General features: G+C 37.9%; 20 protein-coding genes, 3 tRNA genes, 2 pseudogenes and 1 other annotated feature. Of the genes and pseudogenes, 21 read left to right on the forward strand and 4 right to left on the reverse strand.

All coding sequences use genetic code 11. The features are described from left to right. Nucleotides 1-11 precede the first annotated feature (11 nt). The 19 genes and pseudogenes from ftsH (at nucleotide 12) to ACI3ES_RS02085 (ending at nucleotide 17187) form a co-directional block, all read left to right on the forward strand. A complete protein-coding gene (gene ftsH, locus ACI3ES_RS01995; RefSeq protein ID WP_004915043.1) occupies nucleotides 12-2108 on the forward strand; it encodes an ATP-dependent zinc metalloprotease FtsH in 2097 nt (698 codons plus the stop codon). A 59-nt stretch (nucleotides 2109-2167) separates the two neighbouring features. Beyond that, the gene (gene hslO / locus ACI3ES_RS02000) at nucleotides 2168-3061 is read left to right on the forward strand and encodes an Hsp33 family molecular chaperone HslO (RefSeq protein WP_114667201.1); all 894 of its coding nucleotides are present in this window, start codon (nucleotides 2168-2170) and stop codon (nucleotides 3059-3061) included. An 87-nt stretch (nucleotides 3062-3148) separates the two neighbouring features. Continuing rightward, nucleotides 3149-4636, forward strand: a complete 1488-nt coding sequence (gene lysS, locus ACI3ES_RS02005) for a lysine--tRNA ligase (protein ID WP_114667202.1) — start codon at nucleotides 3149-3151, stop codon at nucleotides 4634-4636. Between the two features lie 96 nt (nucleotides 4637-4732). Beyond that, a tRNA-Asn gene (locus ACI3ES_RS02010) sits at nucleotides 4733-4805 on the forward strand. 111 nt (nucleotides 4806-4916) lie between these two features. Further along, nucleotides 4917-4989: transfer RNA gene (locus ACI3ES_RS02015), tRNA-Asn, on the forward strand. 4 nt (nucleotides 4990-4993) lie between these two features. Next, a tRNA-Thr gene (locus ACI3ES_RS02020) sits at nucleotides 4994-5066 on the forward strand. Between the two features lie 652 nt (nucleotides 5067-5718). Then, nucleotides 5719-6567 carry a MetQ/NlpA family ABC transporter substrate-binding protein gene (locus tag ACI3ES_RS02025; protein ID WP_407632011.1) on the forward strand — a complete coding sequence of 283 codons (849 nt, stop codon included), beginning with the start codon at nucleotides 5719-5721 and terminating at the stop codon, nucleotides 6565-6567. Between the two features lie 259 nt (nucleotides 6568-6826). Continuing rightward, nucleotides 6827-7089 (forward strand) — a binding site (T-box leader). A gap of 239 nt (nucleotides 7090-7328) precedes the next feature. Beyond that, nucleotides 7329-8620: pseudogene (locus ACI3ES_RS02030) on the forward strand (O-acetylhomoserine aminocarboxypropyltransferase/cysteine synthase family protein). Nucleotides 8621-8845: 225 nt separating this feature from the next. Then, nucleotides 8846-9622 (forward strand): acetoin reductase, encoded by a 777-nt coding sequence (locus ACI3ES_RS02035; protein WP_114667205.1) that lies wholly within the window; start codon nucleotides 8846-8848, stop codon nucleotides 9620-9622. A gap of 57 nt (nucleotides 9623-9679) precedes the next feature. Further along, nucleotides 9680-10543, forward strand: coding sequence for a MetQ/NlpA family ABC transporter substrate-binding protein (locus tag ACI3ES_RS02040; protein ID WP_142511303.1), 864 nt, complete (start codon nucleotides 9680-9682; stop codon nucleotides 10541-10543). Between the two features lie 87 nt (nucleotides 10544-10630). Continuing rightward, nucleotides 10631-11320 carry a 5'-methylthioadenosine/adenosylhomocysteine nucleosidase gene (locus tag ACI3ES_RS02045; protein WP_142511302.1) on the forward strand — a complete coding sequence of 230 codons (690 nt, stop codon included), beginning with the start codon at nucleotides 10631-10633 and terminating at the stop codon, nucleotides 11318-11320. Nucleotides 11321-11452: 132 nt separating this feature from the next. Then, a complete protein-coding gene (locus ACI3ES_RS02050) occupies nucleotides 11453-12109 on the forward strand; it encodes an amino acid ABC transporter permease (protein WP_142511301.1) in 657 nt (218 codons plus the stop codon). Beyond that, nucleotides 12090-12770: an amino acid ABC transporter permease gene (locus tag ACI3ES_RS02055; protein WP_317212069.1), complete on the forward strand. Its 681-nt coding sequence runs from the start codon at nucleotides 12090-12092 to the stop codon at nucleotides 12768-12770. Before ACI3ES_RS02050 ends, ACI3ES_RS02055 begins: the two co-directional genes overlap by 20 nt. Then, nucleotides 12760-13503 (forward strand): amino acid ABC transporter ATP-binding protein, encoded by a 744-nt coding sequence (locus ACI3ES_RS02060; protein WP_142511299.1) that lies wholly within the window; start codon nucleotides 12760-12762, stop codon nucleotides 13501-13503. Before ACI3ES_RS02055 ends, ACI3ES_RS02060 begins: the two co-directional genes overlap by 11 nt. 49 nt (nucleotides 13504-13552) lie before the next feature. Further along, the gene (locus ACI3ES_RS02065) at nucleotides 13553-14395 is read left to right on the forward strand and encodes a cysteine ABC transporter substrate-binding protein (protein WP_142511298.1); all 843 of its coding nucleotides are present in this window, start codon (nucleotides 13553-13555) and stop codon (nucleotides 14393-14395) included. A 48-nt stretch (nucleotides 14396-14443) separates the two neighbouring features. Further along, on the forward strand, nucleotides 14444-15913 hold the full coding sequence (locus ACI3ES_RS02070; RefSeq protein ID WP_181809819.1) for a glutamate--cysteine ligase: 1470 nt from the start codon (nucleotides 14444-14446) through the stop codon (nucleotides 15911-15913). A gap of 11 nt (nucleotides 15914-15924) precedes the next feature. Beyond that, nucleotides 15925-16623, forward strand: a complete 699-nt coding sequence (locus ACI3ES_RS02075) for an AzlC family ABC transporter permease (RefSeq protein WP_142511297.1) — start codon at nucleotides 15925-15927, stop codon at nucleotides 16621-16623. After that, complete coding sequence (locus ACI3ES_RS02080) at nucleotides 16620-16949, forward strand: AzlD domain-containing protein (RefSeq protein WP_114666357.1); 330 nt, start codon at nucleotides 16620-16622, stop codon at nucleotides 16947-16949. Before ACI3ES_RS02075 ends, ACI3ES_RS02080 begins: the two co-directional genes overlap by 4 nt. 25 nt (nucleotides 16950-16974) lie before the next feature. Beyond that, the gene (locus ACI3ES_RS02085; protein WP_258551931.1) at nucleotides 16975-17187 is read left to right on the forward strand and encodes a MetQ/NlpA family ABC transporter substrate-binding protein; all 213 of its coding nucleotides are present in this window, start codon (nucleotides 16975-16977) and stop codon (nucleotides 17185-17187) included. Between the two features lie 167 nt (nucleotides 17188-17354). On the opposite strand, the pseudogene ACI3ES_RS02090 reads toward ACI3ES_RS02085, so the two are convergent. The 4 genes and pseudogenes from ACI3ES_RS02090 to hemH form a co-directional block, all read right to left on the reverse strand. Beyond that, nucleotides 17355-17603: pseudogene (locus tag ACI3ES_RS02090) on the reverse strand (CHAP domain-containing protein); the annotation flags it as partial. A gap of 63 nt (nucleotides 17604-17666) precedes the next feature. Further along, entirely contained in the window at nucleotides 17667-17999 is a 333-nt protein-coding gene (locus ACI3ES_RS02095) for a LysM domain-containing protein (RefSeq protein ID WP_242029646.1), read from the reverse strand. A gap of 126 nt (nucleotides 18000-18125) precedes the next feature. Continuing rightward, on the reverse strand, nucleotides 18126-19442 hold the full coding sequence (locus tag ACI3ES_RS02100; RefSeq protein ID WP_114666358.1) for an Nramp family divalent metal transporter: 1317 nt from the start codon (nucleotides 19440-19442) through the stop codon (nucleotides 18126-18128). Then, a complete protein-coding gene (hemH, locus tag ACI3ES_RS02105; RefSeq protein ID WP_114666359.1) occupies nucleotides 19435-20379 on the reverse strand; it encodes a ferrochelatase in 945 nt (314 codons plus the stop codon). Before hemH ends, ACI3ES_RS02100 begins: the two co-directional genes overlap by 8 nt. Nucleotides 20380-20573: 194 nt before the next feature. Between hemH and ACI3ES_RS02110 the strand changes: the two genes are divergently transcribed. Then, a complete protein-coding gene (locus tag ACI3ES_RS02110; protein ID WP_114666360.1) occupies nucleotides 20574-21107 on the forward strand; it encodes an rRNA large subunit pseudouridine synthase E in 534 nt (177 codons plus the stop codon). Between the two features lie 50 nt (nucleotides 21108-21157). Continuing rightward, nucleotides 21158-21877, forward strand: a complete 720-nt coding sequence (locus ACI3ES_RS02115; RefSeq protein ID WP_114666361.1) for a YebC/PmpR family DNA-binding transcriptional regulator — start codon at nucleotides 21158-21160, stop codon at nucleotides 21875-21877. Nucleotides 21878-21999 lie beyond the last annotated feature (122 nt).

A 21999-nucleotide genomic window follows, 5' to 3' on the forward strand; every position in this document is an offset into this window, starting at 1 on the left:
GAGGAATTACAATGAAAAATAACAAAGGCGGTTTCTTTCGAAATAGCATTTTCTACGTCTTTATCTTCCTTGTTGTTGTTGGCATGTTTTATGGCTTGTTCGGTAACGACAAGTCAACAACTAAAACCTTAACATCAAGTGAATTTATTAAGGCGCTGAATGACAAAGAAATCAAATCGATTACAGTGCAACCCGGTAACAGCATTTATAATATTACTGGTACTTATAAAAAAGCACAAACAGCTTCTAAAGATAGCGGTATTAGCTTCTTACAGCCAACTCAAAAGGTGACAAAATTCACGTCAACTTTGCTGCCTAACGACGCTTCACTAAAGGAAGTTACGCAAGCTGCAACTAAGACGAAGACAGAATTAGTTACAAAGCAGGCTGAAAATTCTGGTTTCTGGTTAAACTTGTTGGTATCACTTATTCCAGTGTTGCTAATTGTGGCTGTCTTCTATGTCATGATGAATCAAGCTGGTGGCGGTAAAGGTGGTCAAGGTGGTATGATGAGCTTTGGCAAGTCAAAAGCCAAGCCATCAGATCCCAAAGACAATAAAGTTCGCTTTGCCGATGTCGCTGGTGCAGAAGAAGAAAAGCAAGAACTGGTTGAAGTTGTTGAATTCTTGAAATCACCAAAGAAATTCGTGAGTTTAGGTGCTCGTATACCAAAGGGTGTTCTTTTGGAAGGACCTCCGGGAACTGGTAAAACATTACTTGCTAAGGCTGTTGCTGGTGAAGCCAGTGTGCCATTCTTCTCAATGTCTGGTTCAGACTTCGTGGAAATGTTTGTTGGTGTTGGTGCTTCACGTGTTCGTGACTTGTTTGAAAACGCTAAGAAGTCAGCCCCAGCAATTATTTTCATTGATGAAATTGATGCTGTTGGTCGTCGCCGTGGTACTGGAATGGGTGGCGGTAACGATGAACGTGAACAAACTTTGAACCAAATTTTGATTGAAATGGATGGGTTTGAAGGTTCAGAAGGTGTAATTATTTTGGCCTCTACCAACCGTTCAGATGTATTGGATCCGGCTTTGCTTCGTTCTGGCCGATTTGATCGTAAGATTTTGGTTGGCGCACCAGATGTTAAAGGCCGTGAAGCAATTTTGAATGTTCACGCCAAAAATAAGCCATTGGCTGACAACGTTGATTTGAAAGCGATTGCGCAACAGACACCGGGATATGTTGGTGCCGACTTAGAAAACTTGTTGAACGAAGCAGCGTTGTTAGCAGCTCGTCGCAATAAGAAAAAGGTTGACGCTGCTGATATTGATGAAGCGGAAGATCGTATTTTCCAAGGTCCAGCGAAAACAAATCGTGGTATGTCAGAATCAGAACGACGTACAACCGCTTATCACGAAGCGGGGCATGCGTTGGTTGGGTTGGTCCGTTCAGAAGCTTCAGTTGTTCGTAAGGTAACAATCGTGCCACGTGGCCGCATTGGTGGTTATGCCCTAATGACGCCGAAAAATGATCGTTATAATTTGAAGTATTCTGAAGCGAAGGAACAATTAGCTGGTTTGATGGGTGGACGTGCTGCCGAAATCTTCATGTTTAATGAAGCAAGTTCGGGGGCTTCCAACGATTTCCAGCAAGCAACAGGATTGGCACGTCAAATGGTAACCGCTTTTGGTATGTCAGATAAGTTAGGTATGGTACAACTTGAAGGTAATGCCAGTGTTGGTTATGCTGATCAAGGTGGTAATCGCGCTTATTCTGAAGAAACAGCGCGTCTGATTGATGAAGAAGTTCGTCGTTTGGCGCAAGAGGCTTTCAACGATGCGTTAACAATTTTGCAAGAGCATAAAGATAAGCTAACTGCTATTGCTGAAGCGTTGCTTGAAGTTGAAACGTTGGACGAAAGACAAATTAAAGACATTTATGAAACGGGTGAATTTACGCGTAAAGATGTCCAAGATGATGATCAATTGGCAACGGCTAAGTCGTTTGAAGAAGCCAAAGCTGCTGCTGATGCTAAGGATTCTCAAGCTGAAGAAAAGTATGAACATCCAGACAGTGAGTCAAAAGATGATGATACAACCTCCGATTCAGAAGTTGTTGAAGTACCTGATGATGCACCTGCTGATGACAATCATGATAAAAATTAGTAAAATAGAAGTTGACCGTTGGGTCGACTTTTTTATTTGAAGTTAAGGAAAATAATTAAATGGCTGATCAGTTTATTAAGGCAATTACAAAAAATAACGATTTTCGTGCATTTGCTGTAAATGGGACAAATTTGGTCCGAGAAGCAGCACAAACTCATAATACAACGCGTATTGCTTCCGTTGTTTTGGGACGTGGTTTATTAGCGTCGACGTTGATGGCGCAGGCTGTTTTAAAAGGAGAAGAACGTCTCTCAATTCAGCTCAATGGACGTGGTCCAATTGGCAATGTTGTGGTAGAAGCTGACGCTAAAGGTAGTGTACGTGGGTATGTGACTAATCCGCAACTGGATGCGATTGTAACTGATTCTGGACAATTGGATGTTGCCCAAGCGGTCGGGCACAATGGTGTTTTGCAAGTTACCAAATTTGCACCATACGCCAATCCGTATATTGGACAGAGTCAACTGGTGAGTGGTGAAATTGGTGATGATTTTACCTACTATTTGGCACAGTCTGAACAGATTCCATCAGCAATTGGTGTTTCGGTTTACATGAACGAAGATGATACTGTTGGTGTGGCGGGTGGCTTTTTAGTACAAGCATTACCAGACGCCAGCGATGCGTCTATTGATCAGCTTGAAAAAGGACTGGCTAACATGCGGCCGCTGTCTGATATGCTGTCAGATGGGTACACACCGCTAAACATTTTAGAAGAAATATTTGGAAAAGGTGAAGTTAATATTTTGCAAACAGCCGGTGTTGGTTTAGCAGCAGAGCCACCAAAATCAGCCTACGCTAAGATGTTAGCTACGTTACCGGCAGCAGAAATAAAAGCCATGATTGATGAAGATGATGGTGCAGAAGTTGTTGGTAAGTTTTCAGGTAAACGTTACTTTTTTACTGCGACAGAATTACAAGAAATTTTGCAACAAATTGAAGAAAATAACGCATAATTTTGAGATTATGTCGTTTTTTTGGTATGATATTTAATTAGTGGGAGTGCGTTCAAAAAGCGCTCATCAGGGAAGGATTTTATACGAATGGCTGAAGAAAAAGCCCTTAATGATCAAATGTTAGCCCGTCGTCAGAAGTTAGCGACTCTTGTTGATGATTTACATTTAGATCCATTTGGCAAACGATTCGAACGCTCAGCAAAAGCGCAAGAATTGCATGATTTGTACGATAATAGTACTTTAGAAGAACTTGAAGCAGGACAACATGAGGTGACGATTGCTGGCCGTATGGTGGCTAAGCGTGGTGCCGGTAAAGTTATTTTTGCGGACTTTCGCGATGTGTCAGGCAAAATTCAAGTTTATGCTAAGCGCGATGACTTAGGCGAAAATTACCCAATTATTAAGCGCGCTGACTTGGGCGATTTTCTTGGTATTAAGGGTATCATGATGAAGACGGAAGCCGGCGAATTAACGGTTTTGGCAACGCATTTGACACACCTATCAAAGGCGTTGCGTCCAATGCCTGACAAGTTCCATGGTATTTCAGATGTCGAAACACGCTACCGTAAGCGCTATTTGGATTTGATTGCTAATGAGGAATCATTCAAAAAGTTCCAGCAACGGTCACACATTATATCAGCCATTCGCGCTTACATGGACAAAAATGAGTTCTTGGAAGTGGAGACACCAATTCTACAAACAGAAGCTGGTGGCGCTGCCGCTCGTCCATTTATCACACATCACAACGCTTTGAACATTGATATGTATATGCGTATTGCCACAGAACTTTATTTGAAGCGCTTGGTTGTTGGTGGTATGGAACGTGTTTATGAAATTGGACGTATTTTCCGAAATGAAGGGATGGATCCTAAGCATAATCCTGAATTTACGACGATGGAATCGTATGCCTCTTATTGGGATTTCACTGATGTCATGAATGAAACCGAAGGTATTTTTAAGGCAGCCGCAAGCGTTGTTTCTGATGACCTAAAAATCACGTACCAGGGTACTGAAATTGATTTATCAAAGAACTTTGAACGTGCACATATGATTGACTTGATTAAAGATCGCACAGGTGTTGATTTTTGGCAAGATATGTCGGTCGAAGAGGCACAAAAATTGGCTGATGAACATCATGTTAAGTACGAAAAGTATTGGGCAGTTGGTCACATCATCAATGCATTCTTTGAGGAATTTGTTGAAGATACTTTAGTTCAGCCAACGTTTGTCTATGGTCATCCTGTTGAAGTCTCACCACTAGCAAAGCGCAATGCTGACGATTCACGTTTCACCGACCGTTTTGAGTTGTTCATCATGGGTGGTGAATACGCCAATGCCTTTACTGAATTAAATGATCCAATCGATCAACGTGCACGTTTTGAGGCACAAGCAGCCGAGCGTGAAAATGGTAACGATGAGGCCGAGGGTATTGATGAAGACTTTATTGAGGCTTTGGAATACGGTATGCCACCGACGGGTGGATTGGGTGTTGGTATTGATCGTTTGATTATGCTATTGACTGATTCAGACACAATTCGTGATGTGGTTTTGTTCCCAACAATGCGTCCAGAATAAATGAATCATTCGATTTATTAGAACGTTTTATGAGAAAAGTATTGACAAATTGCTGCACAATTAGTTATAATTATTAAGTTGTGTCAGCAATGTTATTCCGACTTAGCTCAGTTGGTAGAGCACCTGACTGTTAATCAGGTTGTCGCCGGTTCGAGCCCGGCAGTCGGAGTTTTATGAGAAGTAAACCGCTTGGTTTACTTCTTTTTTCAACTAATAAATAGTTGACATGAAGGGTTGTTCATGGCATAATAAAATAGTTGTGTTAAGCAACAAATGTCATTCCGACTTAGCTCAGTTGGTAGAGCACCTGACTGTTAATCAGGTTGTCGCCGGTTCGAGCCCGGCAGTCGGAGTCATGCCGACGTAGCTCAGTTGGTAGAGCACGGGTATCGTAAACCTGGGGTCGGAGGTTCGAATCCTCTCGTCGGCATATCTACTTATAAATTTATAATCATAAACATGCCCAACTTCTTGTAAATTGAGAAGTTGGGCATGTTTTATACTTACCTAAATCAACAACGAAAGCACCATTAAGAATTGTTGTTGTGGATTGTTCATGATATTGCTTTTCTCTGAATATTCACTGCAAAATTTACCAACTAGCTTTTACTAAAATATTTGTTTGGAATAAAACGCAGTGATCATTTAAGTTGTTGGTTGACATTAGAATGAATGGGATGTAGTATTATCTATAACGATTTTTAGAGTGAAACGAATTGAACAGGAAAGTAACAGTTTATCAAAGCCAAGAAAGCTAACGGGAGATGTGAGTTAGCGTGCGTGCGATTGTGAAAATGACCTGTGATTGGTGCAGACGAATCGGTTTACTGTTTAGTTTGCAACGATTTGGCCCCCGTTAACGGGCACACCATTCGGCTAGGATCATTTCCCGATGCCCGATGGTTAGTGAGCAACTATTTGGTAACAAATAGTCCAAACTCAGAATGGTATCGCGCTTATGGTAAGCCGCTTCTGTATTTATAAAGTACAGAAGCGGCTTTTTTGATTGAAAAATAGCTCGTTCATCGCCATTCTAAAAATCAGGAATTATCATTTAGAGAAAACAGGGAGAAATACGTATCATGAGTAAAACAATTAAATGGGTTGTTGGTGGTGTGGCGGTCGTCGCTATCGCCGGTATTGCCTATGCCAGCTTTGGTCCACAGACCAAAAGTAAAGATCAAGAGACACTGACAGTTGGTATCATGGCAGGCGATAAACGCACAGACAAGCAATGGAAAATTATAAAAAATAATGCCAAAAAAGAAGGATTGACCTTAAAAATAAAAACGTTCACTGATTATACACAACCTAACGCTGCGTTAACATCAGGCGATATTGATGCAAATGCGTTTCAGCATTATATCTTTTTGAATGATTGGAACAAGAGCCATAAGTCTAATATTGTACCTGTGGGGGAAACAATTTTAGTGGCTGGTCGCTTATATTCCGACAAGCACAAATCAATTAAAGATATTCCAGAAAATGGAACGGTTGGTATTTCTAATAGTAAGGTCACTCAAGGCAGATCTTTGTTGGTATTGCAATCTGCAGGATTGATTAAAATAGCCAGTAATGTAAAAGATCCCACGGTTAAAGATATCGTTGAGAATAAGAAGAATCTGAAATTTAAAGAATTAGCAACTGATCAATTGGTTAGAACTTTGCCGGAAGTAGATGTTGCCTCAATTGATCCTAGCTTTATCGTCGGATCTGGTCGATCCATTAAGTCAGCGATATATGTACAGCCAGTTAATAAGAGTACACATGGCGGCATTAATATTATTGCAACAACAAAAAGCAAGAAAAATAGTGTTGCAATCAAAAAATTTGTTAAAGCGTATCAATCCGATAATGTGGCGGACTATATTGATAACAAAAATGGCACCGGAGAAATTGCTGTTTGGAAGGGCGCACCAAAGGTACAGTGAAATAATGGTGAAGACAAGATGTTAAAGAAATGTTTAAACTTATGCTCTAGATAATCAAATGACACTGTCATCTATAATAATGTTTTTAAAAAGAGACAACCTAATTATTTAGTAACCAGCATTGCATAAATAGTCTGTTAATTAATAGTGATTTATATTTGGAATACTAATATATTGTCTATTTATAAGATTTAAATTAAATTAAAGTTATAATGATAACATAAAAATGTTGACAAACTAATTTGATTAGAGTAAATTGTATCTAACGAAGAAAAGATGAGTAGTATAGGCGCGTTCACAGAGAGTTTACGTTTGGTGGAAGTAAGCAACGCTAATATACGAATAATGGTCTTGGAGTTAATGGTAAGATGAGTGATTGTATCAAAAAATCTATTAGTCTTACTCGGGAGAGCCCGATATCGCGAAACTGATTCTCAAGTAATTTGATGATCAGATTAAGGTGTGCTTTTTAACAGGTGCATGAATGTCAGGTGGTAACACGATTATTTAGTCGTCCTGTAATCTAATTATTTAGATTGCAGGATTTTTTTTGTAAATAATTATTGGTTCGATATTATTATTTCAATCTAATGCATAAAATTCAGGAGAAGTGGTATGCAAAAAATAACGCCAACACGCTTTTATAGTATCACTCGTGCACTTAGCCAGCTACTGGGCTGTGGATTGGTGAAAACACGAATGTGTATTGTTTAATCAGGTACGACACTATTGTTGAAAATTAAAAATATGAGGAAATAAACATGACTGAATTAAATAAAAAATATGCATTTGAAACCTTACAACTTCATGCCGGTCAAGAAAAACCAGATCCTGCTACTGGAGCACGTGCAGTGCCCATTTATCAAACAAGTTCATACGTTTTTAAAAATACTAAGGAAGCAGCCGGACGATTTGCTTTGACAGATGCTGGTAATATTTATGGTCGGTTGACTAATCCTACAAATACAGCCTTTGAAGCACGTATTGCAGCATTGGAAGGTGGGACTGCAGCAATTTCTTTAGCGTCGGGAGCAGCTGCTATTACGGCCGCTATTCTTAATGTAGCCGGTGCCGGTGATCATATTGTGGCGGCGTCAACTTTGTATGGTGGCACAGTAGAACTTTTCTCTGAGACTTTGAAAAAATTAGATATTGATGTTACTTTTGTCGATCCTGATGATCCTAAAAATTTTGAAACAGCTATCAAGACCAATACTAAGGCCATATTTTTCGAGAGTTTAGGTAATCCCAAAATCAACATTATTGATTTCGAAGCGGTTGCTAATATTGCTAAAAAACACCATATTATTTCTATTGTCGATTCAACATTTGCTACACCATTTTTAGTTAGACCTTTTGATTATGGTATTGATGTTGTTGTTCATTCTGCTACTAAGTTTATTGGCGGGCATGGCACAACATTAGGTAGTGTCGTCATAGAAAAGGGTGATTTTGACTATGCTGCAACTGACCGTTATCCTGATTTTACCAATCCAACGCCTTCTTATAATGGAATTGTGTGGGCAGATTTGAAAGGCGGAGCGTTTGTTACTAAAATTCGTGCTGAACATTTACGTGATACTGGAGCGACACTATCCCCTCAATCTGCGTTTTACTTTTTACAAGGCCTAGAGACGCTGTCGTTGCGTATTGAACGCCACATCGAAAATACTCGCAAGATAGTTAATTTTTTGAAAAACCATGAAAAGTTGCTTGGGTTAGTTATCCTGAATTAGACGATTCTCCTTATAAGGCACTATCTGATAAGTACTTTAAAAAAGGATCAGGATCAATTTTTACTTTTGGGTTAAAGGCTGGTGAATCTGGAGCTGAAACGCTAATTAATAATTTAGACATTTTTTCACTTTTAGCAAATGTTGGTGATGCTAAATCGTTGATTATTCATCCAAAGTCGACGACGCATGCCCAATTAAGTGATGAACAATTGGCTGCTGCAGGCATCACACCAGACTTGATTCGAATTTCTATTGGAATTGAAAACGTAGATGATTTGATTAATGCACTTGATGAGGCACTGAGTCAGGTTGACTAAAAAACTCGAAGTCCGATATATAAATACTGAACTAAAAACTGCTTAGTGAGTATTGACGGGTGAGTATATTCAAAAGAATAAGCATGTTTTTGTTTAAATGCAGTTCCAGTGTGTCTTGAAATTAGTTATTAGTTTAGGGCGCATCAGTAATGAAATTAATTTGGTTAAGGATTTTTATACATTTCGGATTGTATATCGAGACATAAAAACAGAATGAGGTGAATTATGACGCAAAAAGTGGCAATTATTACTGGAGCGGGAAGGGGAATTGGAAAAGCGATTGCAGAGCATCTAGCAGCTGAAAATTATTTTGTCGCGGTAGCCGATATTGATGGTGTAACAGCTAAATATGTTTCAGAGCGGCTTAATGCTATTTTTCCACAAGTATCTCGACATTATGTTTTAGATGTAGCTGAACGTGAAGCAGTCTTTAATCTTGTTGATAATGTGGTGGCGGATTTTGGAAGATTAGATGTTTTTATTAACAATGCAGGAATCGCCTATATTAATAATCTTGTTGATAGTGATCCTGATAAAGTGGAAAGATTATTCGATGTTAATCTTAAAGGTACTTTTTGGGGAATACAGGCCGCAGCAAAACAATTTATCAAGCAGGGCGATGGTGGCAGAATAGTTAATGCAGCCTCTTTGGCAGCGGTGGAAGGTTCAGCTTTGCAAGGTGCTTATTCAGCCTCAAAATTTGCTATTAGAGGATTAGGACAATCAGCAGCTAAAGAATTAGCTCAATATGGTATTACGGTAAATGCATATGATCCAGGTATTGTATTGACGCCATTAAGGGATTATATCGATCAAAGAACTGCCCAAATCAAAAATACGACACCAACTGATCAAAGAAAAAGTGTCATTGATGAAATTGCATTGGGTCGACCGGCTAAACTTGACGAGATTGCTGATTTAGTATCATTTTTAGTTTCGAACAAAGCAAAATATATCACTGGACAATCAATATTGATAGATGGTGGTATGCGATTTCATTGAAATTAAATTGTTGATGAAGAATAATTTGAGATTATTTTCAGTTGTAGAGGAGAGTAAATGAGTAAAACAAAAAAATGGATAAGTCTCATTATCGTCATAATTTTTGCATTTATTGCCATTTTTCTTGTGCGAAATCAGACAAGTAGTGGAAACGATAAAAATGAAATAACAATTGGATCGATCGGATCTGATGCTCAAATTTGGAATTATATTGCAAAACTGCCAGAGACAAAACAAAAGGGTATAAAAATCAAGGTAAAAAATTTTACAGACGGTGTATCACTAAATACATCAACTGCTCAAGGAAAAATTGATGTAAACGCCTTCCAATCATACGCATATTTGGCTGCCTATAATAAAAGTAGTACTAAAAACAAATTAGGTGTTATAGGGACAACCTATCTCGAACCAATGGGTATTTATTCAAGTCAATATAAAAAAATCAGTGAAATCCCCGATGGGGCAACAATTGCCATTGCTAATAATGCGGCTAATACTGCTCGTGGATTGCGATTATTAGAGAAAGCAGGCCTTATAACGTTAAAGAGTAGTTTTGGTAGTCTTTCAGGAATAAATGAAATTAAAAGTAATCCTCATGACTTTAAGTTTAAGGAAATTGACGATACAACTGGCCCTCGTGTAATTAAAGATAATACGATTGCTGCTGCACTTATCGGAAACACAGTTGCTTTAGAAGGTAAGCTCAATGTTTTGAAAGATTCGTTATATCATGAAAAGATTGACCAATCTACGAAAGATAATATTAATATTTTGGCAACGGCCAAAAAAAATCAGTCAAATAAAAATTTTAAGAAATTAATTAGTTTATATCATAGTAAAAAAGTTCAAAAGTATATTCGAGATAAGTTTGATGGTACAAAGCTTGAAGTACAAAAACCGGTTACTTATTTGACTAAATAATGCAGATTCCAAACATAGCAATATTGTGATTAATATTCTTTTGAAATATTATATGATAATTTACTGAAATATCAAAAGGAGAAATACATGTATGGTGTTGTAAGTCCAATGTTTGAAGAGGGCAAAACATTGATTAATCGTCTAGCAGAGCGCCAAACTATTGTGATTGCTCATAAAACATTTCATATTGGATATATTGGTCGTGAAAATATTGTCGTCGTCGAGGCTGGAATCGGTAAAGTGGCCGCAGCTATCTCGACTACTCTGTTGCTGTCTAATTTCAAAATTGACAGTATCATCAATGCTGGCTCTGCTGGATCATTGAATAAATATCTGCATGTTCATGATGTTGTCATTGGCAAAGAACTTGTCTATGGTGATGCTGATGCAACTGTATTTGGGTATAGCATTGGACAAATTCCCAAACAGCCCGCCCGTTTTGTTACTAATGAAGCGCTGTCTCAAGGTATATATAAAAGTATAGTAGACCAAGGATTAAAAAAAATTCAAGGACTAATTGTAACAACAGACTTATTTTTGGGGGAAAAGAAAATTAGAGAAAATATTGTTAAGAATTTTCCGGACGGATTGGCCTCTGATATGGAAGGTGCTGCAGTGGCACAAGTTGCTCATCATTTTAAGGTGCCTTACACGGTTCTAAGGGTAATATCTGATGAAGCAACGGATGGTGCTGGAGTTACATTTGATGAAGTGATCGATGAAATTGGTGACGAAGTAGGTAATATTTTGATTAATTATTTTGAATCACTATCTTGAGTTTTTGAATACAATTGTGTATTCATAGATATAAAATCTCTTTGGTAAGGAGCCATACAATTTGTTAATAAATATTTCGATGGAGTGGACGTAAATTGTGTCATTAGTTGGAGAAAGGATGTTTATATTTAGATGGAGTGGACTTATATACAACAAGCGATTCCGCAGTTTGTAGATGCATTTTTGATGACATTGAGATTATCTCTCTTTGGAATCATTGGTGCAATTGTTGTTGGGTTAATTGTCACAATGGTAGATTACTTTAAATTACCGGGAAGGCATTTTGCTAATGGATATCGGAGTATTGCATTAAACACGCCACTGTTAATACAATTATTCTTTATCTACTATGGGCTACCTCCCTTGGGTTTAAAAGTACCGGCTGAACTGACGGCGATTATAGGCCTAACATTTCTAGGTGGTGCTTATATGGCTAAAGTATTCACCGGTGGCATTTTAGCAATTGATAAAATACAAATAGAATCTGGTCATGCAATTGGATTATCCAAGTTTCAGTTAGCCAAGTACGTATTAATACCACAGGGATTATTGTTTTCTCTGCCGGGTGTAGCGGCTAATATCATTTTTTTAATTAAAGAAACATCAATTTTTACAGTGATTGCAGTACCTGAAATTACGAACACAACATTGGATTTAATTGGTCAAAATTATCGCACGGACGAATATTTAACAATGATGATTGTTGCCTATGCAGCTATTTTGGTGCCATTATCAGTCTTGTTAACATTAGCGGAAAGGAAAATAAGACATGTGGCAATCAGCGTTTAAAATATTACTTTCCGGAAATAATGTCACAAGAATACTAGTTGGGTTAGAGACGACAATAGTGATATCCTTTACTTCAATTGTTCTAGGAACACTGATTGGTATTGTATTAGGGTCATTATGGACATTGTCTGGCAAGTGGGTAAAATTAGTTTTTAAAATCTATTTGGAAATCTTCAGAATTATACCGACTATTCCATTATTGTTTTTATTTTATTATATTTTACCTCGTGATTTAGGAGTAAATTTGCCAGCCGTTCAGGTCAGCATTTTGGTATTTGCGCTGTGGTTTGCTGCGGAGTTTTCAGATATTATACGTGGATCCATTCAATCTGTTCCGAGACAACAGAAAGAAAGTGCCTTGGCCCTTGGTTTATCAACTTTTCAAATTTTTCGGTATGTTTTAATTCCTCAGGGCCTTTTGATTGCATTATCTCCTTTTATTAACTTAAGTACGCGCATTATTAAAACAACGTCTATTCTACTTTTGATTTCAGTTACAGACGTAATCACGGTGGGGCAACAAATTATTGAAGCAAATTCCCAAAACACCGTAATCCCAATCTTAATTTATGGCATTATCGCATTATTATATTGGTTAGTAAATGCAGTATTAGGTTATTTAACTGACTATGTGGAAGGAAAACAAATTAATGGTCAATGATGATTTAGTGAAAATTAGCAAATTAAGCAAATTTTATGGTAAAAAACAGGTATTACATAATATTAACTTTTCAATTCCTAAAAACAAAGTAACAGTGTTGTTAGGTCCATCTGGTTCTGGAAAGTCTACACTTATCAGAACACTGAACGGATTGGAACCATTTCAAGCAGGTGCGATTGAAGTTTTTAATCAGGTTATTGATGCACATACCAAAAATGGTTGGCGAGACATTCGAGGAAAAATTGGCATGGTTTTTCAAAGTTATGATTTATTTCCAAATATGTCCGTAATTAAAAATGTCACACTTGGACCAGTAAAAGTACAAAAGAGAAAAGTAAGTGAAGTTTTAACAGCCGCACGTGCACTATTAAAGGAAGTTGGCCTGGCAGAATATGAAAATGTGTATCCTCGAAATCTCTCTGGTGGACAAAAACAAAGAGTCGCAATTGTCAGGGCTTTAATTTTGAGACCGTCGTTAATTTTGTTTGATGAGATTACCGCTTCATTAGATCCAGAAATGGTCAGAGGAGTGCTGGAAATTTTAAAAAAATTAGCTGATGGTAAACTCACTATGGTTGTTGTGACACACGAAATGAATTTTGCACAACAAATTGCAGACCAGGTTGTTTTTTTAGAAGAAGGAAAAATAGTTGAAATTGGTGATGGTCAAGAGTTTTTTGATCAACCAAAAACTTTGAGAGCACAGCAATTTTTGGAAAGTATGTCTTTTTAAATAGATGTAGTGTTTGCAAAAATTTAAAAGTGAATAGGAAGAAAGTAGTATGAATAAAAGATTAAAAAAAATCGCGATTGTGATCACATTAGCGCTTGGCATCATAGGTTTCAATTTTGAGCATAAGATTGTTAACGCAGCAACCAAACAACAGGGTCGTACAATCAAGCAAATTAAAAAATCAGGCAAAATTAAAATTGCTGTCTTTGGAGATTTAAAGCCTTATGGCTGGGTCGATAAGAATGGAAAGCGTCAAGGTTATGATATTGAATTAGCTAAAAAAATAGCTAAGGATCTTGGTGTGAAAGTAAAATATGTTCAAGTGAATGCTAATGCACGAGTTGACGCTTTAAACTCAGGAAAGGTCGATTTAGCTCTTGCTAATTTCACAGTGACACCTGAGCGTAAAGAGGTCATTAGTTTTGCTAAACCTTATATGAAGGTATCAATTGGTGTTGCTTCGAAAAAGACTAGTTTGATTACTAAAGTCAATCAGTTGAAGGGTAAGAATTTAATTGTTAATAAGGGTACAACGGCAGAAACATACTTTACAAAGGAATATACGTCTGCAAAGTTATTGAAATTTGATTCAAAGACACAACAATTTGCTGCATTAAAAGACGGTCGTGCGGATGCAATAACGGATGATAATTCTTATTTGTTTGCTTGGGTTAAGGATCATCCTGACTATAAGGTAGGTATCAAGCAACTAGGTGAACAATCATACATTTCACCAGGCGTTCAAAAAGGAAATAAAAGTGTCTTAAAGTGGACTAACAAAGAAATTAAGAAGTTAAACAAATCGAACTTTTTCAAGAAAGATTATAAAAAAACATTAGCACCATATTTTGGTGATGATGTTAAATCAACTGATATTACTATTGGGAAGTGATGATTTTTGGAGGTCATGGGTAGAAGAAAACAAACGGAGGTATCCATAATGGCACAAAATATTGATCGTTTAAAAAGAAAGCGGCTGCTTTCTTTTTTGTCAGATGCCACTTTTGGTGTTGAAATTGAAGAACATCGTGTGCAGTTATCAACTCAGTCATTATCAAGATATTCACATTCCAACGAATTTGAATCAAGAAGATTTAATCCATATTTTCAAACTGATTTTTCGGAGAGTCAAGAAGAGTTAGTAACAGCTCCACATTCTTCTTCAGCAGAAGCACTTGCACAGTTACATGAGCTTCAGATGATATTAGCGAGCACGTTAAAAAAAGACGAGGTAGTATGGCCACTTTCAATGCCCCCTCACTTGGAAAATGAAGATGTTGATTACTTATTGACACATTTTGAGCGTCCTTGGTACCAAAAATATCGTGATTATTTAACCCAAAAATACGGGCCGTATCAGCATATCATGACTGGGGTGCATGTCAGTATGTCGCTACCAGATGAATTGATTTATTTGTACAGTGGACAAAACAAATTAGTGTCATTCGTGGACGCTAAAAATCGTCTTTATTTCCAGATTGCCAAGCACATTGCTGCCTATCGTTGGCTGTTTACTTTTTTATTTGGTGCTAGTCCTCTGACTGAAAATCAAGATGATAAATTGGTTACAAATCATCCTGATATTGAGCCTGTTCGTTCTTGGCGTTCTAGCAGTTTGGGTTTTACTAATCAATCACATGATCAAATTCAGTATTTAGATTTTGAAAGTTATATTAAACAAATTGATTACTTGGTTGAAAATCATCATTTTTATGAGCAAAGTGAATTTTATGGGCCAGTGAGGTTGAAAGGCAAGGGAGCGGTTAAATCGTTGGTCGACAACGGGACAGATTATTTAGAATTCAGAATTTTTGATACCGACCCGTTTTCAATTGATGGTATATCGCAACGCGCGCTTGATTTTCTCCATCTAATGGTCATTGATTCTGTTGTTAACTCTAAAGACTGGACAAGGGAAGAACTTCACAAATCAGAGGCATGGAATGATGATATTGCGCTTGTTCATCCGAGTGAGTTAATAAAAAACGACGAAATACTTGCGGTATATGAGGACTTGATAACTCGTTTGAGTACCTTGTTAATTGACGTACCAGATTTTTTAAAATCGCGTTTTAAAGAAGCTATTGACTATCTGACTGAAACTTTATCCTCACCAAGGTTAACTGTGGGTGGCAGGTTACAAAAAAAGATTAGTCATGGGTCACTGTCAGAGTTTGCTTTGTATATAGGCAAAAATCGTGCAGAACAGTTGAAAAAAGAGTTCGATTATTTTATCTCAAAAAAGGATTCTCTAAATCGAACTTACGCGCAGGCACTAAAGTTAGGTATTGAAACGGAAAAAATTAATCATTATCAATTATATTTAAAATTTGGTGATAGAAGTCAACTAATTGATCACAATGTGGAACTATCTAATTATTTTGATCAAAACAAAGATATTAATCATTGACAGGTAATGCTATGAATAACCGAATAATTGATATTTCTACAATTAAGACGTTCCTACCAATAATGTTTGGTTATCTAGGTATCGGAGCAGCGTTTGGTATAATGGCGAGAACGGCTGGATTAAATTTAACCGTGATTATGATGATTTCAGCCTTTGTCTATGCTGGATCTGTCCAGTTTGCGCTGATCACCATGCTAACTACTGGGACACCAATACTTACTATATTGATTTCAGTTTTCTTGATTAATTCTCGCATTATTTTGATGAGTTTAACCACTGCTAATTTGCTCAAAGATGAAACTTTACTAAAAAAAATTACTGTGGGATCCTTATTGACAGATGAAACATTTGCAATATCACTCAACCAGACGTTCATAGGAAATAAACCAATAACGGCTGAATGGTTAAACAAAATTAATGTAAGTGCTTATGTTACTTGGCTAATTGCCACCTTGATAGGTGGTATAGCAGGTGGATTGCTAGAAAATGCAGAGAAGTTAGGATTAAACTTTTCGATTACAGCAATGTTCATTGGATTATTGTGGTTACAGGTTGTTTCAGATAAGAATCATCGTCGGATATATCAAGTTTCTATTATTGTAGCTACATTGTTATGTTTTTATTTTGGACTAATTTTTATACCAAAGAATATTTTGATTTTAGTTGTCCCAATTGTCATAAGTTATCTAGGAGCACAATTTGAAAAATGAAGTACAGTAATTTTAATATAGTGGTTATTCTATTGTGTGGTGCAATAACCCTGTCATCCCGTACATTACCATTTGTTTTATTAAACCAACGTCATTTGTCTAAAAAAGTTGAAAAATTTTTAACTATTTTACCAATTACTATTTTGTCAACATTATGGTTTCAAAATCTCTTTGATCAGAGTTCAGGTGTTTTGCCTGAAGTTAATTATGCTAACTTCACAGCGTCGTTACCTACCCTTGTAGTTGCCATTCTATCAAAGGACTTATTGTTGACAATTTTTGTTGGCGTAATTTCCTATGTGCTATTCACAACATTGTTATCATAGTAAAAAAATATAAGAATTAAGTAGTATCTCTACTCAATCAGCGATATATGTACAGCCAGTTAATAAGAGTACACATGGCGGCATTAATATTATTGCAACAACAAAAAGCAAGAAAAATAGTGCTGCAATCAAAAAATTTGTTAAAGCGTATCAATCCGATAATGTGGCGGACTATATTGATAACAAAAGTGGCACCGGAGAAATTGCTGTTTGGAAGGGCGCACCAAAGGTACAATAACTGATTTTTCATTGCTATGCCTATGCAAGCGATTTATCATAAAAAATGGCTTGATAAGTCGTTAGAAATGAACCATCCAAGCATTGCATGAGTTTATGTTGAGTAAAACAATAGCCATAACACTGATATTAGTGTTATGGCTATTGTATGTTGATAAGATATGGCAATTAATTTTGATGAATGAATTGGACACTTGCAGTAGGTACTGTTCTGGTGCTATAAAGACCGCGACCAGCGTTTCCTTCAGAAATTAAGATTGTGCCATCTGAATTAACGTTTTCCACGACAGCAACGTGCCCATAGGTTGCATCTGCACCGTGTAATCCTGCTGAAAATACAGCGACGCTACCCTGTTTGGCTTCTCCGTTAACTTGATACCCTGCTGTTTTTGCTGACTTGGCCCAGTCCTGTGCGTTACCCCAATAATTACCAACCCAGCCTAAACTCGCTTTGACATACCAAGTGCATTGCCCAAATGGTTAGCTATTTTTTGCGTTATTAATATTTTCGTTACGCTTGTCAATAGCTACGAATGCAGCGTCGTGATTGTTTTCTGTATCCGATGTATTGGTTTCTGCTTGTTCATTAACTTTCAATTCGTTTCCAACATATATCCAATGCCCATTTGAGGGGAGACCATTAATTCGGACAATTTCTGAAACTGAGGTATTATTGGCTAGCGCAATATCATAAACGGTTTCACCTCTAACGACACGATGAGTATCTGCACTGACCTCCGTGTTTGACATGGCAAATGCTACGCTCATAGTTGCGGCAGTTAAGAAAATAGTTTTTACAAGTGATGAATTCATACAATGCTCCTTCGTAGTTAATAATCAAAATATATTCTATAATCATGATATAACCTAGATATTGTGAGATTGTGGTTGAATTGTGATTTGTTTGTGATTTTTCTATGTTTAGAAAAAATGGCATTCTTAAAACACACTCAAAATCAACTGCACATTCAAAATAGTCAAAACACTCGCAATCAAATAACCCAGTACAGTCACCCACTTTTGGTTAACAAATCTTGTCGTCATGTAGCGTGTTTTGCTGGTGAAATACACGAGTGGAAACATCGAAAATGGCAACGCTATACTGAGAAAAATTTGTGAGTAAACAATCAGTTGGTCGAGCACACCTTCTTTTGCGCCAAATAAGATCACCAGTAAAATAACAGGGATAATTGCCAAGAGACGCGTGATAACACGTCTTAACCAGAGTGGTAGTTTCAAGTTTGTGAAACCTTCCATGACAATTTGCCCACTTAATGTACCAGTGATGGTGGCGTTTTGACCTGAGGCGAATAAGGCGATAGCAAACAAAGTGCTCAAAAATGGTGACGCAATTTTACCCGCTAAATGGGGATTTTGCAACGCATGGTACAAGTCACTGAAAGCAGATAAATTGGCTTGCGTACCGTAGAACAGGGCAGCGCCAAGAATCAGTAACAAAGAGTTGATAATCAAAGCGACAAGTAAATGAACGTTGGAGTCCCATTTGGAAAATCTCACAGCTTCAGCAACTTGCGCCGGATCGTCGTGGTCAAAACGACGGGTTTGCGACAAAGAGGAATGTAAAAATAAATTATGAGGCATAATTGTGGCACCGATAATACCAAGTGATAGGATTAATTGCGAATGGTGGATTAAGCTAATTTGTGGGCAATAGCCACGTAATAAATCACCTAGTTGCGGTTGTGATAATGCAACTTCGTAAGCAAATACTAAACCAACAGCAAAAATTAAAATAAAAACAATCGCTTCAACGCGTTGAATACCAAATCGTAGCAAAGCGAGTAGCAATAAAACGTCCAAACTAGTAATTAAAATGCCGATAAATAATGGTATTTTAAACAGTAACGTTAATGCAATCGCAGAACCGACTACCGAGGTGATATCGGTTGCCATCATGGCGAGTTCAGATAATAACCACAATAAGATTGCAACGGGACGATTAACGTGCTGACGAATAATTTGTGCCAAATCAAGTTGTGTCACAACACCAAGTTTGGCGGCTAAATATTGCATTAGCATCGCCACTAAAATTGACATCAAAATGACTGACAATAGTAAATAATGATAATGAATACCACCCATTATCGACGTGAGCCAATTGCCCGGATCCATATAACCCACAGCAATTAGAGCGCCGGGGCCACTATAAGCTAAGAATTTTCGCCAAAATGCACTTTCATAAACGCTTGGCACGGTAACAGAATTGTTAATTTCAGAGAGACTTTTCTCAGTCATGAGCCACCTCGTCAGTGGCTAACTGTGCTAAAAAGCTAGAAAAGTCAGGGGAATCGTTAAAAGGTGGCACGACATCATACAATTCGCCGCCAGCACTGCCAAAAGTTTGATAGCCTTGGACATTAATTTCTTCAAGGGTTTCGAGACAATCAGCGACAAATGATGGTGTTACAATCAAGATACGTCGTTTACCGAGTACAGGTAATTGTTGCAAGGTTGGCCGTAGATAAGGTTTTAACCAAGGCATGGGACCAAACTTTGACTGGAATACTTGGGTGACATTGTCGCGGTTGAGTGACGGTACCAATGACATCAAATTTGCGGTTGTGTCCGTACATTGTTGTAAGTATGGATCGCCTTTGCGGACATATGAGCTGGGAATGCCGTGGTAACTGACCAGCAACTGATCATATTTATCAGGATTCCACTGATTAGCCACCGTCTTAACGAGAAGTTGTTGATAACGTTCGTGTTGGTAAAAGTCAGTAATGATTTGTGTGGGAATTCCTGTGGCTTCGACTTGTTCAACAATGGATTTTGTGGTTGTAGTACTGTATTGTGGAAAAAGTGGGAGGACAACGATGTTGTCAACACCGGCGTTTTGTAATTTGTGTAGTTCACCAGCAATACTTGGTTGACCGTAAGTCATGGCATAGCTAACCTGCCAGTCAGGCAAAAGCGCTTGAATTTGTTGTACTTGCAATTCTGTATATTGCATCAAAGGTGAACCCAATGGTTGCCAAACATGTTGATAAAACGTCGCTGAACGCCATGAACGAGTTGGCAAAATAATGTGATTGAGAATTGGGTGCCATAACCATTTTGGCATTTGAATGACATTATGGTCGGACAAGAAGACTTTGAGATACTGTTTGACTGCTTGTGTGGTAGGCTCGGCTGGCGTGCCGAGATTAACAATTAATAGACTATTTTTCATAATTTTTCCTCACTAACTAGTATAAATTGAAGCAAGTCCTTATCGTTTGATAAAAATAGTACAAGAAATGGGATAATCTCTCAGTTTGTTACAGTGACTATTGGTGGATGTGATACAATAATAATGCTATTAAAGCAAATCACCGCATTGATTTGCTTCTTTTTTTACAATGAAAAGGACACTACTACAACAGCATGATTGTACTATTTAATAAACCTTATAATGTATTGACAAAATTCACAGATGATCAAGGGAGACCCACTTTAGCTGACTATATTGACATTCCGCGTGTTTATGCGGCAGGGCGTTTAGACATGGATAGTGAAGGGCTGTTGTTGCTAACCGACAATGGCAAGTTGAACCATGAACTAACTGACCCCGAGAATAAAGCCTACAAAACTTATGTCGTTCAAGTAGACGGTATTCCAACAAAAGCCCAACTGCGTGAATTAGCGCAAGGTGTCATGCTCAAAGATGGCATGACCTTACCGGCCAAAGTGAAACGAATTCCTTATCCAAAATGGCTATGGGAGCGTGAAAAGCCGATCCGCGTCCGGCAAAATCAACCGACGAGTTTTATTCAACTCAAAATCAAAGAGGGGCGCAATCGTCAAGTGCGTCGTATGACAGCAGCTGTGGGAATTCCGACGTTACGGTTGATTCGCACGCATATTGGTGACTATCACATTGCTGATTTGAAGCCGGGCCAGTATCGTGTGGTGAAATAGGCGACGAACCGGTATAATAGTAAAAGATATAAATTAAAAGAGGTGACCTCATGGGACGTAAATGGGAAAACATTAAAATGAAAAAGGCGCAGACTGATGGTGCTGCCGCCAAAGTTAACAGTAAATATGGGATTGAAATTTATGCTGCTGCCAAGCAAGGTGGTAGTCCTGACCCCGAAGCTAACTCAACTTTGAAGTTTGTTATCGAACGTGCCAAGCAAGCGCAGGTGCCAAAGCATGTTATCGAACGTGCTTTGGAAAAAGCCAAGGGTTCGGGCGATGAGACTTTCATTGAAGGACGCTATGAAGGATTTGGTCCCAATGGGTCATTAATTATTGTGGATACCTTAACTTCTAACGTTAATCGTACAGCAACCAACGTTCGCACGGCCTTTAACAAAAATGGTGGTACTTATGGCGCTTCAGGTTCAGTTAGCTATCTTTTTGATGAGACTGGTGTGATTGTCTTTGAAGGAGATGATGCTGATGGTGCCTTAGAGACATTATTAGACGCTGAAGTAGACGTTCGTGATGCGGAACAACAAGATGATCAAGTCGTTGTTTATACAGAACCAACTGCACTGCATCAAGCAATTGCGGCATTGCGCGACAGTGGTGTATCTGAATTTTCAACCACTGAAATTACGATGTTGCCACAATCAGAAATGACACTTGAAGGTGACGATTTGGAAGCATTCGAAAAATTAGTTGACGCCTTAGAGTCAGATGAAGACGTGCAACAAGTTCACCACAACGTGACCTTATCATAAATATCTTTCACTAAGCCAATAACATGTTATTGGCTTTTTTTGTGCAAATATGTGCTAAAAATAATAAAATTACCATTTTCAAAATGTGGTTAATAATGGACGCGAAATAGGTTAATTAAACA

The sequence above is a fragment of the Leuconostoc falkenbergense genome (assembly GCF_045801155.1).
Taxonomy (GTDB): domain Bacteria; phylum Bacillota; class Bacilli; order Lactobacillales; family Lactobacillaceae; genus Leuconostoc; species Leuconostoc falkenbergense.